Origin of the sequence: Bacillus paralicheniformis, assembly GCF_002993925.1 — a bacterium.
In the GTDB taxonomy this organism is placed as follows: domain Bacteria; phylum Bacillota; class Bacilli; order Bacillales; family Bacillaceae; genus Bacillus; species Bacillus paralicheniformis.
In genome coordinates this window covers 1,369,693-1,385,957 of sequence record NZ_CP023665.1, presented here as the reverse complement: position 1 = coordinate 1,385,957, position 16,265 = coordinate 1,369,693, and the positions used below count along the sequence as shown (strand labels likewise).

Below are 16,265 nucleotides of genomic sequence, written 5' to 3'. Positions count from 1 at the left end.
GGAGTGAATAACCATGAAAGTAAAAAAAGCAGTCATCCCAGCAGCCGGTTTGGGTACAAGGTTTTTGCCGGCAACAAAAGCGCAGCCGAAAGAAATGCTGCCGATTGTCGATAAACCGGCTATACAATATATCGTGGAAGAAGCTGTTCAATCAGGAATAGAAGACATCCTTATCATTACAGGAAGAAATAAGCGTTCGATTGAAGACCATTTTGACCGCTCTGTTGAACTGGAGCAAAACCTGTTCGCCAAAGGAAAAAATGATGTGTTAAAAGAGATACGCGACATCGCCGATATGGCGAATATTCATTATATCCGGCAAAAGGAGCCCCTCGGTCTCGGACATGCGGTGTTATCGGCCAAGCATTTCATCGGTGATGAGCCGTTTGCCGTCCTTCTCGGCGACGACATCATGGTGTCAGAAACGCCGGCGCTTCGGCAGCTGCTCGAAGTATTTGAAGAATATCAGACAGAAGTCATCGGCGTTCAGCCAGTCGATCCGCCGGACGTGAGCAAATACGGCATTATTCAGACGTCCGCGCAAAAGAACAAAGTATATCAAATTGACGATCTTGTGGAAAAGCCGTCTGTCAAAGAAGCCCCTTCAAATATCGCGGTTATGGGCCGCTATGTGCTGAGGCCTTCGATTTTCCCTGTGCTCGAACAAACGAAGCGCGGTGCGGGAAATGAAATTCAGCTGACTGACGCACTAAGGGAAATCTGCCGGGAACAAAGCATGTATGCGCGCAAATTGGAAGGAAGCCGCTTTGATATCGGCGACAAGCTGGGCAGTTTTAAAGCGAGTACGGAAATCGCTCTTATGCGGGACGAGATGCGGCCAAAACTGCTCGCCTACCTGGAAAGCGTCCTAAAAAAAGAGGCGCAGAAAGGAGCATGGCAATGACATGCGTACTCGTTACAGGAGGAGCCGGATATATCGGCAGCCACACCGTACTCGAATTAACAAAGCAAAACCGCTCCGTCGTCGTGCTTGACAATTTATCTACCGGACACAGGGAAGCCGTCAGCGGGATCAGCTTTTACGAAGGCGACATCGGTGATGCGGCACTTGTCAAAGCCATCATCAAACATCATGATGTCGATGCTGTCATCCATTTCGCCGCCAAAAGCCTTGTGTCCGAATCGATCGAAAAGCCTGAGCTCTACTTTAGGGAAAACACGCTCAAGTCTTGTGCATTCTTCGAAACGGTCATCAAGGAAGGCGTCAAAAACATCGTCTTTTCGTCGACCGCCGCCGTATATGGCGTCCCGGAGAACGTCCCGATCAAAGAGACAGCCCCCCTCTCCCCTGTCAATCCTTACGGGGAATCGAAGCTGATGATCGAAAAATACTTGCACTGGGTCGGGAAAACGCACGGTGTCAAATGGGCAGCCCTCCGCTACTTCAACGCGGCCGGCGCCGCTTTAAACGGAGCTATCGGCGAGGATCACGATCCTGAAAGCCATCTCATTCCCCTCGTCCTGCAGACGGCTTTGGGACAGCGAAAGCAGCTGTCCATTTTCGGAGATGATTACCCGACACCGGACGGAACATGCATCAGGGATTATATTCACGTCCTCGATCTGGCTTCCGCCCACCTGGCGGCTCTTGACAGGTTATATGAAGACAGACTGAAGCAAAATGTTTATAATGTAGGGACAGGAGCCGGACATTCCGTAAAAGAAATCATTGAAACCGCGGAAAACATGACAGAGCGAAGCATTGCAGCAAAAACGGACGAGCGCAGAGCGGGGGATCCGCCAGTGCTTGTGGCGGACAGCCGGACACTGATGGAAGATACCGGATGGAAGCCGCAATACAGCGATTTACAAACCATCATTCAAAGCGCGTGGCAATGGCACAGGGCGCATCCGGACGGTTTTTGAGATTCGCTTGTTTCCCGCGCGGACGGCAGGGAAACATCCCGGCGGCTGCTCCAACGTTCGGCTGATGAAATCAAAAGCAGGGAGAAAAAACGAAAATGGGAAGCATAGTGAATGATATTTTAATGTGGCTGACCGATCTTGGCTATTTCGGCATTGCAATCGGTTTAATGATCGAAATCATCCCGAGTGAAATCGTACTGGCCTACGGCGGATACTTGGTGTCAAGCGGCTCTATTACGGTGACAGGGGCCGTGATCGCCGGCGTCATCGGGGGAACGATTGCTCAATTGTTTTTATACTGGATCGGCTATTACGGCGGAAGGCCGTTTTTATACAAATACGGAAAGTACTTATTGATCCAAAAGCATCACATTCAAACGGCCGAAAAATGGTTTGAGAAATACGGCGGAGGCGTTGTCTTTTCCGCCCGCTTCATTCCCGTGGTCAGGCACGCCATCTCCATTCCGGCAGGAATTGCGAAAATGCCGATTTTAAAATTCACAGGTCTGACCGTGCTGGCCATCATACCGTGGTCGATATTATTCGTCTACCTCGGCATACAGCTCGGCAGCCGGTGGGACCATGTTGAAAATGTGGCGAGAACGTACACGACTCCGATTATGATCGGAGCGGCCGCTATGATTATTCTGTATTTCGGACTCAAAAAACTGCGCAAAAAATAACGAAAACCCCGGTATAAAAGCCGGGGTTTGTTTCATCTTTCAAACGGACTCGTTAACGTAGCGTCCGCTTTCCGCCTTTTCCGCAACACGGCGGTTCAGCGTTTTTTTTCGCTTCTTTTCCAAGACCCGCCTAAAAGCCGCAGTCTGGTTTTCCTCTCTTTTTTCGACTTCGCGGTAGGCGCGCTCGCTTGGGATATTGGCGGTTTTTTGTATATGCGCATAGTTCGATTTTTGGCTGATGCTACGATTGGCGTACTGTGTATATTGATCATGATGGACAGGCGGCAAATATCCCATTCGATCTCCTCCTCATCAGCTTTAATTCCCAAAAATCTACTGTTTTAAACGGTTTTCATTTGATATGATAGACGTTGTCTCATAACACTAGACGATTACCCATTAATTGGAGGACCTCTTTTTGAAATGCGCCCGATTCAATAACCGAGACATTCATATACATACATATTCGAGAGAACACCTGCAATTCCTCTTTGATGAAGCAAGAAAAGACAGAATCACGTGTAAACATTGCGGCTTGCCGCTCAGACTGAAATTGTCGATTCATGAAGAACCACATTTTTTCCACCGGGAAAACGGGGATTTTTCTCAATGTGAAGCAGCTTGCTTAAACGAGAAGACAGAGCAAACCAGACAGAACGACTATACAGAAAGCGGCGTGTTCCGTCTCCCGAAAGGCAAAGCGATCGGAGAGGAAAAGAAGACGGATGCGGACTTCTGGACGCCGCCTCGCGAAGCTTCCATCCATTTTCCTTTCTCCCCAGCGGAAGAAACGGCCCCGGAACCGGTCTTTCCGAATGTGCCGCTGAATGAGAAACAGCTTGCCGCCGTGACGGCCCCCGAAGAACCCCTTCTCGTTCTGGCCGGCGCGGGAAGCGGAAAAACACGGGTATTAACCGCGCGAGCGGCTTATATGATATCCCGGCTCGATATCCCGCCTTCCGCCATTTTGCTCGTCACATTCACGACAAAAGCCGTGAAAGAAATGAAAGAGCGGATGGCCTCGCAATACGGATTGCCGATGCAGACTGTGAACCGCCTCGTGACAGGCACCTTCCACAGCTTTTTCTACAAAATTCTTTATCACCATGATCCGGCAAGATGGAATGGCGAGCACCTGCTGAAATGGGAATGGCAAAAAGAACAATACATCAAAATGGCCCTTGCCGAAGAAGGGCTTGATGAAAAAGATTTTCCGGTTGATCAGGCGATCCAGCAGATCGGCTACTGGAAGAACGCTTATCTTCCGGGCGAACAGATTCCGCTGGAAGACGAATGGGAAAAGCGGGTTCACCGGCTGTACCGTCAATATGAAGAACAAAAAGCTGCGCGGCGCCAATTCGATTTCGACGATATGGCATCTGCATGCTGGCAGCTGTTTCAAGAACAGCCAGACATTTTAAAACGATATCAGACGCGCTTTCACGCGATTTTGATCGACGAATTTCAGGACATTAACCCTGTTCAGTATGCCATCATCAAGCTGTTGGCGAGCCCGGAAAACAACCTGACCTGTGTCGGGGATGATGACCAGTCAATCTACGCGTTCAGAGGCAGCAGCCCTTCTTTTATACTCGATTTTGAAAAAGATTATCCGAAGGCGAAAACGGTCCGCCTCACGACGAATTACAGATCGAGCCATCCGATTGTGGCAAGCGCCGATATGGTCGTGAGGAAAAATAAAAAGCGTTTTCCGAAAACATTAAGTGCCGCGAGAGATGACCGCCAAAAACCGCTTATATTTTATCCTTATGATGAAGAGGAAGAAGCGATTATGATCGTCTCTGATATCCAAGAAAAAATTGAAATGGGCGCTAAGCCTGATGACTTCGCCATCCTATACCGGACAAACAGCAGCGGGCGCGCAATCTTTGAACGTCTGCACCAGTCAGCTATTCCGTACACGGCTGAACAAGGCGTCCGGTCGTTTTACAGCAGGAGAATCGTCCGGCAGATCCTGGCTTATCTCTACTTAAGCCATAATCAGGATGACGCGGAAGCCGTCAAACAGATTTTACCCGCCCTCTTTCTCAAGCAGTCCGCATTAAATACGCTTAAAGCGCTCTCGATTACCGAAGATTGCACGATGGTTCACGCGCTTGAAAAACTAACCGACATCAAACCGTTTCAGCTTGATAAAATAAAGAAAATCGTTCCTTTTTTCACAGGCTTAAAAACGATGAAACCAGTTGAAGCGATCTCTTTCGCAGAGGAAAAAATGGGCTTTTCCGATTACTTAAAAAAGCGCGGTAACGAAGGAAACAAGCTCGAAAAAGGGTCTGACGATCTGCGGGATCTCAAAACAGCGGCAAAAAAATTCAAAACGATCCCCGAATTTCTTGAGCATGTCGATCATATGAGAGCAGCGGAAAAGCAAAAAGCTGACGGATACGGTGTTCAGCTTTTAACAATCCACCGTGCGAAAGGGCTTGAATTCAAAACGGTCTATATCCTGGGGGTGCAGGACGGCTCGATTCCGCATGACTTTGCCCTTGAGACAGCGAGAAAAGGCGACGAAACCGCTCTTGAAGAAGAGCGGAGGCTGCTGTATGTCGCCATGACCCGGGCCGAGGATCGTCTGTATATCAGCGTCCCTTCCGTCAGAAGGGGCAGAACGGCATACCGCTCAAGGTTTTTGCAGCCTGTTTTACGCCCGAATCCCCAGGTCCAGCTGCAATAAAAGACACCGTGCCCTCCTTTTATCGGAAGGCGCGGTGTTTATTTTTTGCTGTTCATCATTTTCGCGATCGTGTTGAAATCCATTTTTTCCTTGCCGCTTACAATGGATTCAACAATCTTATCTTCCATTTCCTTCGGAACCCGTTTGTTCGCCAATTTAGCGACACGCTTAATCACACTGCGGACCGTATTTTCATCCTTGAAGTTGGCATTTTGCAGCGAATTCGCAAGCTGCATGACCTCATTCATGCTGACGCCCGTTTTCTTTTCGATGTTTTTGAAAAATTGATTGTCCATACCTATGCCTCCTTTTTGGGAGTGATACGCTATCTTATGCATCTTTGAAAAGCCTTGTGCTTTTCCCGTTCAAAAAGAAGAGGGCCCGGCACACATGCCGCCGCCCTCTTCGCTTCAACTCAAAAACTAATATTTAAAAGAAGCGCCGACAATAATGAGAAGAATAAACAAGACAACGATCAATACAAACGTTGAACCATAGCCGCCGCCATAGCCTCCGCTGTAGCCGCCGCCGTAGCCTCCGCCACAAAAGCCCATCTAAAGCACCTCCTTTTCTCCCTACACGATATGACAGTTGATAGGATTCGCTTGGATTGATGCATAGGGCTTCCGTGGATTATTTATAGATGCCCGGCAGACTCACGTCCTCTTCCAGCCATTTTTCAGCATTCTCTGCAAACGCTTCGACCTGCCTGCCGAACTGTTCGGCAGAACGGTCAAATGTCTCCAGTTCCTTCTGCTGCTCAAAGATCACCCGGTCATGGCCGGCTTGCGTTTGATCGTGCTTGCGGCATATTGATTCAACCAGCTGTTCAAATACATTCATCGCTTTTCCCCCTTATGATGGTGTATGCATCAGAAGAAAAATTGGCAACAAAAAAACCGGACTGTATCCGGCTTTTTTTGATATTAATAGGTTCTCTTCTTTTTGCCGCATCCGCAGCCTTTTTTCTTCACTTTTTTTGAGAAAGTGGACTGATGATTGCTGGAAGCGTTCGTTAATCGGCCTTGCTGCCTTCTTTTCACTTGTCTCATTGCATTCCTTCCTTTCTCATGCTTATACGCCATTATATGAGTCTTCTTTTCATAAGTTGCCAATGATAAATCCCCATTCAATCGAGCCATTTGGACACGATCGTTTCCAGTACCCCAGCAAGGCCTGCTATGGCAAGCAGAAGAATCAGCCATTCGGCAATGGTCGGAACAAAGGCGTAAAGAACAAGCAAAAACGCGGTACACCACACACTCGTGCACCAATAACAGCTCAACAGCTCGCCGATCCACGCTCTCACGCCTTTTCCTTTCATGACAAGATACGTCTCGGTCTCTCCCGTTTTTTCGTTTTTTTCTTCAACCTCTTCGTGAAACAGGCTTCTAAACGGCGCCATGATCGTATCAAACACGACCAGCCGTGTCAGCCGAAATACCGCGATAGAAAATAGAATATATAAAAGCCAGCTTTGTATCACAGGGCTCCCCCTTTCCTGCTTCCAAATATATGCCGGAACCGCCTTCCCTAAAACAGCAAATTTGGGTGCTGAAATGTATGTTTTCCTCATTCCGCTAAGTTACCGGTCTGCATTTAATAAAGTGTGGATAAGAAAGGAGTGAAAGTTATGTCGTTTCATGAAAAAGCCGAAGCGCTGTACGCAAAAACATTTGACGAATTATACCGGGAATATGACCAGCTCATTGAAGTGATTGATTCCGAACATGTCACTGTAAACACGGCAAACATAACAGCAGCTCTCTCTTTACAAGCCACTGTGATCTCTTTGACGATTTTATCGGCTCAGCTTGCGATCGAAGACGAGGATACAGCAGACATCGTAACAGAACATGTTTTAGCCGTACACAGGCTGCAAAGCAGGAGAAGAGTCATCATCAAAGTCATCGGCAGCCGCAATGTCACCATTACGCTTTCCTCGCTGGAGATCCTGCTTTCCGTCCAAGTTTTAACCGAAGTGCTGATCGCGCTTATCACAGAGCTTGACATACTTTAAGCCTTCCTTTCTTTCTAATATTTTTTGAGAAATTGAGGTGAAAAACAATTGGCAGATCGCGAAAAGCTTAAAGCGGAAGTAAATCCGCTGACAAATACGCTTGTGCAAAATATCCTTAGAAAACACGGCGTTTCAAAAGACAATGTGCGAACGCTGTCTGAGGAAGAAAAAGAAAACATCTTAAAAATACTCGAAGATTTAAAGGCGCAGTCCGAGGCTCTCATCCAGCGGCAGCAGGAAAAGAAGAAAGAAGCGAACAATGAATCATCATCACAATCCGAAGAACGCCCGAGACGAAGAAGAGAACGTTCAGGTAAAAATAAATTAAGAGAAAAGCTGAGACAAAGAAGGCAGCAGGAGAACACCGCCCAAACCGAAGAAAAAAATGGGGATTTGGAGTAGGGTATCTGCCATATACAAGTTCGAGCCTTCAAACATTTAATAATAGTAAATGGAAGGAGGAAAACAAATGGAAACTAGACCATATTCTTGGGTTGCACTAGATCCAGAATGCGAGCATCCGGGAACTGAGTATTATCCGAGACACCCTAAGAAACACGTTTGTGACGATTACAACTGCAAGTGCGGTAAACACGATGCATTTATCAATCAGGAGCTCGACCAGCTCAACCTGAACAAACAGCTATCAGATGAGACAATCATCATCAAGGATTCTTGCGATATCCGAGTCTCTACAGAGGATACTCAAGTTGTCGCATCTGTTATGACTGCGGTGCAGACGGCAATTGTTACAATCGTTCTGGCAATCATTGACGATGCTGATCTTGCCGAGCTTGTATCACAAGACTTGCTGCAGGTAACAGCAAACAAGCAAACAAACCGTCAAAAATTAATTATCGACAATTCACGCGATGTCACAGTTACAACAGAAGATACCGATGTCGCCGTCTTGGTCTCTACAGCTGTCCAAACGCTTACCGTTGTTATCGCAACACTTATCGTCGGACTCCTTTAATACAAAAAAGCAGAGCCATCAAGCTCTGCTTTTCTTCATTTTTATAGACGATTACCCACACCAACAAGGGCACGGGTACATATGTTGTTAAAGACTAAAGTCAAATATCCCTATAAAAAGGAGCTGAAATCCATGAGCTGCGGAAAACATCATGGCCGGCATGAAAATTGTGTATGCGATGCAGTAGAACAAATTATAAAAGAACAGGATGCAGTTGAAGAAACATGTCCGACGAGCTGCTTCGGCAATCTGCTGAGTCCGACGGTTTCCGGTAAAGACACCATTCCGTTCCTTTTGTACGACAAAAAAGGCGGTTTATTTTCAACATTTGGAAATGTCGGCGGATTTTCAGATGATATGCAGTGCTTCGAATCGATTTTCTTCCGGGCAGAAAGTCTAAAAGATTGCTGTGCAACGCTTTCAATCCTGAGGCCTGTGGACATAAACGGCGACACATTAAGCGTCTGCCATCCTTGTGACCCTGACTTTTTCGGGCTTGAGAAAACGGACTTTTGCATCGAGGTTGACTTGACTTGTTTCTGCGCGATTCAATGTCTGTCACCTGAACTAGTTGATCGCGCAGCAGACAAAAAACACAATCAGCACCACGGTTAAAAGGTGTCGGACTGCATCAAGCCGGCCGTTATAATCGGCTTGATGCCAGTCTTTTCACGAAAGCTGCCGGCTTTCGGCAGCTCCTTTTACCAATAGAAAAGCCAGGCCGAAAAATGAATTTTTAAATCCTGAACTAGGAGGGATCATAACATGACGAAATGTTCAGCCGAAAACTGCGTGTGCGAAGCCGTTGAAAACATTCACGATCTGCAAAACGCCATTGAGGAAGAAGGCTGCCCGACAAGCTGTTTCAGCAACCTGCTTTCCCCTTCGAGACACTTAGGCGACACCATTCCGTTTATTTTATACACTTCAAAGTCTAAGCCGTTCGTAGCCTTTGGAAATGTCGGAGAGCTTCAGGCAGGCCCTTGCTTCAGCACCGTGTTTTTCAGAGTTGAAAAGATTGACGACTGCTGCGCTACATTGAGACTGTTGATTGCCTTTGATGAAAATCGCCGCGTTCTCGATTTCACAGAAGATAAAGACAAAATTTGCGATGTGTTCCGCTTGGAAAAAACAAATTTCTGCATTGAAGTGGATCTGGAATGCTTCTGTGCGATCGAATGCTTAAATCCGCAACTGATCAATCGTTCAAATTAAAAAGTCCCTGAATCGGGACTTTTTTTATCGTGTAATTTAAAAGCCAAGCGGGTGCAAGGAAGTAATACTCTCGATCGGCAGTTCCGCCGGAGCCCCTTTGCTCGACGTTTTGACAAATACGGAACCGCCTTTCTTTCCGGCGATCGTTCCTCTGTATGTCTTCCCGTCTGCTTCAATGAGGCAAAGAGTTTTCGGCATATTGCCGGGAAGGCTTGCCAAAAAGTCGATTTTCTCGGCGATGGTCATCTTGCTGAGCGGCTTTTTAATCGGTTTGACTCCTTTTTCGGACCGATTCGCCTCATCGCTAAGCACCGCTTCGGCGCCGTCCTTTTCGTCTGGCCGGACGGCTTCATCCTGCTGTTCCTTTCGCCGGGCTTTTTGTTCGGAAGCGTCGGGTTTTGCTTTCTTCTTTCTTTTAATCAGAATATCCTGCATGTTCGCTTCTGCCTTATCATAGTCCGGCTGCACAATATACATGAGCGGCTTTTGCTCCGCATCGTTTTTTCTGCTAGACATCTTGATCCCTCCGATCTGTTCATGGTATATCTATATGCAAAAAAGGAGAAATCAGAAGAAAAGAAAAAGCAATCCTTTAACGGATTGCTTTTTAGCGTTATGTTATCGCGCGATGATATGATAGCCTGAATCAACATGCAGGTTTTCGCCGGTCATACCGCGGGAAAGGTCGCTGAACAGGAAAGCAGCCGTGTCGCCGACTTCTTCCGGAGTCGTCGTGCGGCGAAGCGGTGCGCGTTCTTCGATTTCTTTTAAAATCGAGTTGAAGTCGCTGATTCCTTTTGCGGACAATGTCCGGATCGGCCCTGCGGAAATGCTGTTGACGCGGATTCCGTCTTTTCCGAGATCGCTCGCCAAGTATTTGACGCTGGCATCAAGTGATGCTTTCGCAACACCCATGACATTGTAGTTGGATACAACGCGCTCGCCGCCAAGGTATGTCAGCGTGACGATGCTTCCGCCTTCAGTCATAATGCCGCGCGCCGCTTTAGCGACCGCTGTCAGTGAGTAAGAGCTGATATTGTGTGCGAGCAGAAAACCGTCACGGGTGGTATTTAAGTATTCTCCAGCCAAGTCTTCTTTGTTTGCGAAAGCGATGCAGTGTGCAATGCCGTGGATGACCCCGACTTCTTTTTTGATGTCGGCGAAGCACGCTTCAATTTCCTGGTCATTTGTGACATCACAAGGAAGTACGATTGAATCGTTCCGCTCCAAAGAATCGGCCAGCTCCTTGACCGATTTTTCAAGCCGCTCACCCGCATACGTAAAAATCAGTCTTGCGCCTGCATTGTGAAGCGAGCGGGCGATTCCCCAAGCGATGCTTCGTTTATTTGCTACACCCATGACGACGATATTCCGGCCTTCCAGTGATAAATTCATATGTATGAAATCCTCCTAATGATTAACATTTTATTAGTACCTGATCATAATATATAGTATCACAATTAATAGCAGGCTGACAATTTCAGAATATAAAAAGCGGCAGAGACCGTTTTTGATGTCTGCCGCGATATTAATTCATTTTTATTGCGGGACTACAGTTCCAACCCTGCATTGGATATCTTTTGATATGCAAAATGGTTGGTCGGTCCGTGGCCGGCTCCGAAATCAAGGCTGTGTGCAACCGCTTCGTGGACGAAAGCCTCAGCGATGCTGAAAGCTCCTTGAATGCCGTTTCCTTTCGCTGTTTGCGCGGTAAGAGCGGCGGCAAATGTGCAGCCTGTTCCATGGGTATTTTTCGTCTTAATATAGGTGTTCGTTTTTTCCGTGAACACCTCTCCATCGAAGAGGAGATCGGTTACTTTGCCATCCTCGGGCTGATGCCCTCCCTTGATGATAATGTTGCGGACGCCCATTTCATGCAATTCACGAGCCGCTTTTTTGCGGTCTTCCATTGTTTGAATGCTTCTCCCTGTCAGCACTTCGGCTTCGGGTATGTTCGGCGTTACCGCATAAGCAAGCGGAAGCAAGTGCCGTTTCAATGTTTCAACTGCTTCCTCATTCAATAGTGAAGCGCCGCCTTTGGCGATCATGACAGGATCGACAATCACACGTTTAAGCTCGTATGTTGCAATTTTTTCAGCAATGACCTCAATCATCTCCGCGCTCCACAGCATCCCTGTTTTCACGGCGTCAGGTTTTAAATCTTCCGCCACTGCATCAATCTGCGTGCCGAGTGCTTCCGGAGATAGCGGGTAGACGCCGTGAACCCCTGTTGTATTTTGCGCAGTGACCGCTGTCAAAGCCGTCATGCCAAAGACGCCAAGCTCCTGAAATGTTTTAATGTCGGCTTGAATGCCGGCGCCGCCTCCTGAATCCGACCCGGCGATTGTTAATGCTTTGTATATGCTCATGATGTTTGCACTCCCTTCGGCCTTTAGCCAATCCACCTGTGATATATCGTTTTCGCGCGATTGATATCGTTCGTTCCGTGAATCAAAGCGCGTCCGTCCCGAAAAATCACGAACTTAAAATCCTCCGTACGGCAAGATAATAAATAAGGATTTCCCGTCACATCCAAACCGGCTTTTTTTAATCTGGCGGCAAGCGGCTCCAGCTCCGGCGGCTGTTCCGCGGCCGGCCTGATCTGAACCGTTTGTCTGCCGCAAAGAACGGCTGCTTTTGTTTCGTTTTCAGCTGAAAGAAACGGAAACGCGCCTTTTCCGCACGTCGGACACGAGCCATGTTTAAGCGCGTCAGCCCGGACTTCAGAGCGCTCATTTGTCCAAATATCAAATGAGCGAAGCATTCCTGACGGTTCATGCCCTGTCAGCAGCTTCAGGGCATCTGTTACCTGGTAAGCGGCAACCTGCTGAACAACCGGACCGATCACCCCTGCTGTGTCGCACGTCATGGTATTCGCGGGCAAATGCCCCAAAAGACAGTGAAGGCACGGCGTTTTCCCCGGAATGACGGTATATGTGATGCCATAGCTTGCGACACACGCGCCGTACAGAAAAGGGATGCCTAACTTGACCGCCGCATCGTTCATGATCAGCCGCGTTTCAAAATTATCGGTCGCATCGACGATCAGGGATGCTTTCTCCGCAAGCTCGAGCGCTTTTTCCGCGGTAACATCTGCTACAATGCCGGTCACTTGAACAGAGCTGTTGATCAGGCGCAGCCTTTTTTCGGCAGCGGCTGCCTTTGGCATATGATCAACCACATCCTGTTCCGTATAGAGCTGCTGGCGCTGGAGATTGCTCCATTCCACATAATCCCTGTCGGCAATCGTCAGCGAACCGACTCCGGCCCTCACCAGCATTTCTGCGCTGGCCGCGCCCAATGCCCCCGCACCGATCACCAGGACGCGGGCGCGACTTAATTTTTCCTGGCCGTCCGGTCCGATCGGGTGAAAAAGCTCCTGTCTTGAATACCTGCCGGTCAAATCGTCAACTTCCCTTCTTCAGGACTGCTGGCGATGCCGTAGTTCTTTTCCGGAATTCGTCCGGCAAGGTATCCGAGTCTGCCCGCTTCAACGGCGAGCTTCATAGCCTTCGCCATTTGGACCGGATCTTTCGCCCCGCTCACTGCCGTGTTCAAAAGCACTCCGTCAGCGCCGAGTTCCATTGCGTATGCCGCATCTTTCGGAGAACCGATTCCGGCATCCACGATTACGGGAACCTTAGCCTGTTCAATGATGAACGACAGGTTAAGCGGATTGACGATTCCCTGTCCCGAACCGATTGGAGAGGCCCCGGGCATAATGGCGTGTACGCCGAGCTCTTCAAGCTTTCTCGCAAGGACGACATCGTCCGATGTATACGGCAGCACAATGAAGCCTTCTTCAAGCAAGGCTTCTGACGCCTTCAGCGTTTCTACCGGGTCAGGCAGAAGCGAACGGTCACAGCCGATCACTTCGACTTTGATCATGTCGCAAAGACCACTCGCTTTAGCAAGCTTGGCGATCCGGACGGCTTCCTCAGCCGTTTTTGCTCCCGCCGTATTCGGCAAAAGCGTATAACGGCTTAAATCAAGCTGCTCCAAAAAATTAGGCTGAGATTCTTCAAAAATATTCATCCGTCTGACGGCAAAGGTCAGGATCTCCGATTCAGATGCACTGACAGCCTCTTTTTGAATTTCAAATGACGGATACTTCCCTGTACCGAGCAATAATCTTGATGAGAATTGACGATCTGCGATTTTTAACATAACGGTTTATCCCCCTCCGACAAAATGAACGATTTCGATGACATCGTGTTCTTCCAGTTTGACTGTTTGATATTGGTCTTTTCCGATAATCTGCCTGTTTCTTTCAACAACGACAACACGATTCTCCAAACTGTAGGATGCGAGTAAATCGTAAATCGTGCCGCCGTCATCTCTCCACTCTATTTTCCGGCCGTTGAGCTGAATGTTCACCTGTGCACAGCCTCCTTTCGCTCCGCTTTAAACGCCTCGGCCCACTCTGTTTTGACCGGATTGCCGAGGATCATGTCAGCTATCATCTCACCGGTTGCAGGTGCCAGGAGGATGCCGTTTCTGAAATGTCCGGCAGCAAACAATATCCGGTCATTTTCAGGGTGTCTGCCGATATATGGATTGCCATCCCCTGTTTCCGGGCGCAATCCGGCCCAGCATTGGTCGATGTTCATGGATTCAATGTCAGGGAGCATCGACTTGGCCTTTCGGATCAACTCCTCGATTCCGCCAAGTTCCGGCTGTTCATTCCAATCCCCGGGCTTCATTGTCGCGCCGACGACAAGCTTTCCGCTATGGCGCGGAACGATGTAGCAATGATCATGGTAAAGCGTCCTCGTCAAAGGGATGCCGTCATTCCACACAGACAGGCACTCCCCTTTGACAGGATAAAAGCTTTTGTCTATGCCGATCAGTTTAAAGAAAGCACCGCTCCACACACCGCTTGCAATGACAACGTGCTCCGCCTCCGCGGTGCATGAAGCAGCAGTGACGCGGACGGCCCCCGCTTCAGATTCGATCGATAAAACGGGGGTAAACTCGAAGACCTCGGCACCGAGAATCCGGGCCCCCCTGGCAAATGCCCTGCACACTGCGGCCGGTTCGACATGGATGTCGTCCCGAATGAAATTAGCGCCGAGAATCCCTTTTCCGGCATGCGGTTCCAGCTCATATACTTCAGCGGCTTCAAGCCATTCCACTGAATCCAGTGCAGCCATTTGCATCAGGTGTTCGCGGTCGCTTTCTGAAAATGCCAGCTTTAATATCCCTCCGTCATGCTTTCTGATATCGATGCCGCTTAAGTCTTTCAATTCGCCCGTCAGCCGCTGATAGGCTTTTTGGCTGGCTCTGGCAAATTCGAAAAAGGTACCGGGTTTATCGCATTCCGCATGGGCGCCGAGCATGCCCGCCGCCGCGCTCGTCGCTTTTTTGCCGACTTCTCCGCTTTCAAACACGGCCGTTTTTTTCCCCGCTTTCGCAAGATGGTAAGCGATGGATGTCCCGATGATGCCTCCGCCGATCACGATCGTATCATAGCGCTTTCTCATATGAATCTCCCTTCGCGAGACAGGCAAGCCGCGCGGCCGCCTCATCCGGTCTGTCATGAGAAAAGATCCCCGACATCACGGCGATGCCGTCTGCCATTTTGACTTCCGCCAGTCGTTGTTCGGTAATACCCCCGATCGCAATGACCGGAATGCGGACAGCCGCCTTCACTTCAGCCAGACTGAGAGCTCCTCTTCCTTTCCGGCCCTTTTTACAGTCCGTTTCAAAAATGTGGCCGAACAGCACGTAATCTGCACCTTCAGTTTCAGCCTGAACCGCTTCTTCTGGCGAATGGACGGACTTTCCGATTTTCAAATGCGGAAAACGGCTCCTCACACTTTTGACGGAAAAGCCGTGTGAAGGCAGCTGAACCCGGTGAATGTGATGAAACAAAGCGATATCAACCCTGTCGTTGATGATCAGTTTCCGCTTATCAACCCCTTCTTTGGCAAGGCGGTCGATTAAACTTGATATTTCACTTACTTTTTTTGATCTTTCCCTGATATGGATAAAGTCAACGGCATTTTGAATCGAGATGATTTTTGCAGCAAGCTCTTCCACAGAGTGCTTGTCATCGGTGATCGCGTGCAGATGCAAGCTGATCCACCCCGCTTTTTGACCAGCTTTCTTTTTGGTAGGCCATATCCCAGAAGCTGTATTCGTAGAAGCTGGAGATGACGAAGTTCTCCTTCATCTTCGCGCGCGTTTTCTCATCGGCGTTTTCAGCCAGCTCATCGAAGCGGTTGATCTGTTCTGTCACAAGTTCTTTAAACCAGTCGCCTCCGTATGTCGCGATCCATTCCTGATAAATCGCGCTGTCAGGCCTGCACGTTTTTAACGTTTCGCCGACGTCATAATAGAGCCAATAGCAAGGAAGCAAAGCGGCCAGTATTTCCGCAAAACTGCCGCTCACGACAGAACGGTACATATGCGATGTGTACGCATACGCTGTCGGCGACGGCTGAAACGACTCCAGTTCTTCCTTTGTGATTCCCAATAGATCGGTGAATTTCCTATGGAGCGACATCTCGGCTTCATATGTGCCTTTCGCGTGTTCAGCCATCCGGCTTGTCGTATATAAATCGCGAGCATATGCCGCACCAAAGGATTGGACTTTGGCAAAGTGGGTCAAATAGTAGGAATCCTGCATGACATAGTATTTAAATCGATCAACCGGAAGTGTGCCGTCTCCAATCCCTTGAATAAACGGATGGACAAAACTGCCTTCCCACCATTTTGCAGCGCTGTTTCGGCATTCTTCTGAAAACTTCATTTCGAGGCTCCTCCTTCGATTCTGAACATAAA

24 protein-coding genes are annotated in these 16,265 nt (G+C 48.6%); 9 read left to right on the top strand and 15 right to left on the bottom strand.

Annotation, left to right across the window (positions count from 1 at the left end; translation table 11 throughout):
• The first annotated feature begins 7 nt into the window (after nt 1–7).
• The 3 genes from galU (at nt 8) to CP943_RS07030 (ending at nt 2,570) form a co-directional block, all read left to right on the top strand.
• Nucleotides 8–904: a UTP--glucose-1-phosphate uridylyltransferase GalU gene (gene galU, locus CP943_RS07040; protein ID WP_165389269.1), complete on the top strand. Its 897-nt coding sequence runs from the start codon at nt 8–10 to the stop codon at nt 902–904.
• On the top strand, nt 901–1,887 hold the full coding sequence (galE, locus tag CP943_RS07035) for a UDP-glucose 4-epimerase GalE (protein WP_026579890.1): 987 nt from the start codon (nt 901–903) through the stop codon (nt 1,885–1,887). Before galU ends, galE begins: the two co-directional genes overlap by 4 nt.
• Before the next feature lie 95 nt (nt 1,888–1,982).
• Entirely contained in the window at nt 1,983–2,570 is a 588-nt protein-coding gene (locus CP943_RS07030) for an undecaprenyl phosphate transporter UptA (protein WP_026579891.1), read from the top strand.
• Nucleotides 2,571–2,609: 39 nt separating this feature from the next.
• Here the strand turns inward: CP943_RS07030 and CP943_RS07025 are convergent, their stop codons facing one another.
• Entirely contained in the window at nt 2,610–2,867 is a 258-nt protein-coding gene (locus CP943_RS07025; RefSeq protein WP_003180714.1) for a hypothetical protein, read from the bottom strand.
• A gap of 121 nt (nt 2,868–2,988) precedes the next feature.
• On the opposite strand from CP943_RS07025, the gene CP943_RS07020 reads away from it, so the two are divergent.
• On the top strand, nt 2,989–5,268 hold the full coding sequence (locus CP943_RS07020; RefSeq protein WP_105980881.1) for an ATP-dependent helicase: 2,280 nt from the start codon (nt 2,989–2,991) through the stop codon (nt 5,266–5,268).
• A 38-nt stretch (nt 5,269–5,306) separates the two neighbouring features.
• Here CP943_RS07020 and CP943_RS07015 read toward each other — a convergent pair whose 3' ends face one another.
• The 5 genes from CP943_RS07015 to CP943_RS07000 all read right to left on the bottom strand — a co-directional run bounded on the left by CP943_RS07015 (nt 5,307) and on the right by CP943_RS07000 (nt 6,754).
• Nucleotides 5,307–5,564 (bottom strand): sporulation-specific transcription regulator SpoVIF, encoded by a 258-nt coding sequence (locus CP943_RS07015; RefSeq protein WP_020450966.1) that lies wholly within the window; start codon nt 5,562–5,564, stop codon nt 5,307–5,309.
• A gap of 126 nt (nt 5,565–5,690) precedes the next feature.
• Nucleotides 5,691–5,822, bottom strand: coding sequence for a YjcZ family sporulation protein (locus CP943_RS07010; protein ID WP_020450965.1), 132 nt, complete (start codon nt 5,820–5,822; stop codon nt 5,691–5,693).
• A 79-nt stretch (nt 5,823–5,901) separates the two neighbouring features.
• Nucleotides 5,902–6,111, bottom strand: a complete 210-nt coding sequence (locus tag CP943_RS07005) for a hypothetical protein (RefSeq protein WP_065643375.1) — start codon at nt 6,109–6,111, stop codon at nt 5,902–5,904.
• An 83-nt stretch (nt 6,112–6,194) separates the two neighbouring features.
• The gene (locus CP943_RS22800) at nt 6,195–6,320 is read right to left on the bottom strand and encodes a hypothetical protein (protein WP_254926386.1); all 126 of its coding nucleotides are present in this window, start codon (nt 6,318–6,320) and stop codon (nt 6,195–6,197) included.
• A 77-nt stretch (nt 6,321–6,397) separates the two neighbouring features.
• Nucleotides 6,398–6,754, bottom strand: a complete 357-nt coding sequence (locus tag CP943_RS07000; RefSeq protein WP_105980880.1) for a DUF1360 domain-containing protein — start codon at nt 6,752–6,754, stop codon at nt 6,398–6,400.
• 147 nt (nt 6,755–6,901) lie between these two features.
• Here CP943_RS07000 and CP943_RS06995 point away from each other — a divergent pair, with 147 nt between their 5' ends.
• From CP943_RS06995 to CP943_RS06975, 5 genes are all read left to right on the top strand, one after another.
• The gene (locus CP943_RS06995) at nt 6,902–7,288 is read left to right on the top strand and encodes a spore coat protein (protein ID WP_020450962.1); all 387 of its coding nucleotides are present in this window, start codon (nt 6,902–6,904) and stop codon (nt 7,286–7,288) included.
• Between the two features lie 48 nt (nt 7,289–7,336).
• On the top strand, nt 7,337–7,690 hold the full coding sequence (locus CP943_RS06990) for a hypothetical protein (protein WP_003180698.1): 354 nt from the start codon (nt 7,337–7,339) through the stop codon (nt 7,688–7,690).
• 67 nt (nt 7,691–7,757) lie between these two features.
• Nucleotides 7,758–8,264, top strand: a complete 507-nt coding sequence (locus CP943_RS06985) for a spore coat protein (RefSeq protein ID WP_003180696.1) — start codon at nt 7,758–7,760, stop codon at nt 8,262–8,264.
• 132 nt (nt 8,265–8,396) lie between these two features.
• Nucleotides 8,397–8,879 (top strand): CotY/CotZ family spore coat protein, encoded by a 483-nt coding sequence (locus tag CP943_RS06980; RefSeq protein WP_003180694.1) that lies wholly within the window; start codon nt 8,397–8,399, stop codon nt 8,877–8,879.
• Nucleotides 8,880–9,029: 150 nt separating this feature from the next.
• A complete protein-coding gene (locus CP943_RS06975; RefSeq protein ID WP_023856676.1) occupies nt 9,030–9,479 on the top strand; it encodes a CotY/CotZ family spore coat protein in 450 nt (149 codons plus the stop codon).
• A 36-nt stretch (nt 9,480–9,515) separates the two neighbouring features.
• On the opposite strand, the gene CP943_RS06970 is transcribed toward CP943_RS06975, so the two are convergent.
• From CP943_RS06970 to tenA, 9 genes are all read right to left on the bottom strand, one after another.
• The gene (locus tag CP943_RS06970; RefSeq protein WP_023856675.1) at nt 9,516–9,995 is read right to left on the bottom strand and encodes a CotO family spore coat protein; all 480 of its coding nucleotides are present in this window, start codon (nt 9,993–9,995) and stop codon (nt 9,516–9,518) included.
• Nucleotides 9,996–10,097: 102 nt separating this feature from the next.
• Complete coding sequence (gene fabI, locus CP943_RS06965; protein ID WP_003180687.1) at nt 10,098–10,874, bottom strand: enoyl-ACP reductase FabI; 777 nt, start codon at nt 10,872–10,874, stop codon at nt 10,098–10,100.
• A gap of 155 nt (nt 10,875–11,029) precedes the next feature.
• The gene (gene thiD, locus CP943_RS06960; RefSeq protein WP_020450959.1) at nt 11,030–11,848 is read right to left on the bottom strand and encodes a bifunctional hydroxymethylpyrimidine kinase/phosphomethylpyrimidine kinase; all 819 of its coding nucleotides are present in this window, start codon (nt 11,846–11,848) and stop codon (nt 11,030–11,032) included.
• Between the two features lie 23 nt (nt 11,849–11,871).
• Nucleotides 11,872–12,882, bottom strand: a complete 1,011-nt coding sequence (locus tag CP943_RS06955) for a thiazole biosynthesis adenylyltransferase ThiF (protein ID WP_105980879.1) — start codon at nt 12,880–12,882, stop codon at nt 11,872–11,874.
• Entirely contained in the window at nt 12,879–13,646 is a 768-nt protein-coding gene (locus CP943_RS06950) for a thiazole synthase (RefSeq protein WP_020450957.1), read from the bottom strand. Before CP943_RS06950 ends, CP943_RS06955 begins: the two co-directional genes overlap by 4 nt.
• Before the next feature lie 6 nt (nt 13,647–13,652).
• Nucleotides 13,653–13,856: a sulfur carrier protein ThiS gene (gene thiS, locus CP943_RS06945; RefSeq protein WP_020450956.1), complete on the bottom strand. Its 204-nt coding sequence runs from the start codon at nt 13,854–13,856 to the stop codon at nt 13,653–13,655.
• Complete coding sequence (gene thiO / locus CP943_RS06940) at nt 13,853–14,962, bottom strand: glycine oxidase ThiO (RefSeq protein WP_105980878.1); 1,110 nt, start codon at nt 14,960–14,962, stop codon at nt 13,853–13,855. Before thiO ends, thiS begins: the two co-directional genes overlap by 4 nt.
• On the bottom strand, nt 14,946–15,557 hold the full coding sequence (gene tenI / locus CP943_RS06935) for a thiazole tautomerase TenI (protein WP_020450954.1): 612 nt from the start codon (nt 15,555–15,557) through the stop codon (nt 14,946–14,948). The genes thiO and tenI overlap by 17 nt, the downstream gene beginning before the upstream one ends.
• The gene (gene tenA, locus CP943_RS06930; protein ID WP_020450953.1) at nt 15,532–16,233 is read right to left on the bottom strand and encodes a thiaminase II; all 702 of its coding nucleotides are present in this window, start codon (nt 16,231–16,233) and stop codon (nt 15,532–15,534) included. The genes tenI and tenA overlap by 26 nt, the downstream gene beginning before the upstream one ends.
• Nucleotides 16,234–16,265: the final 32 nt, after the last annotated feature.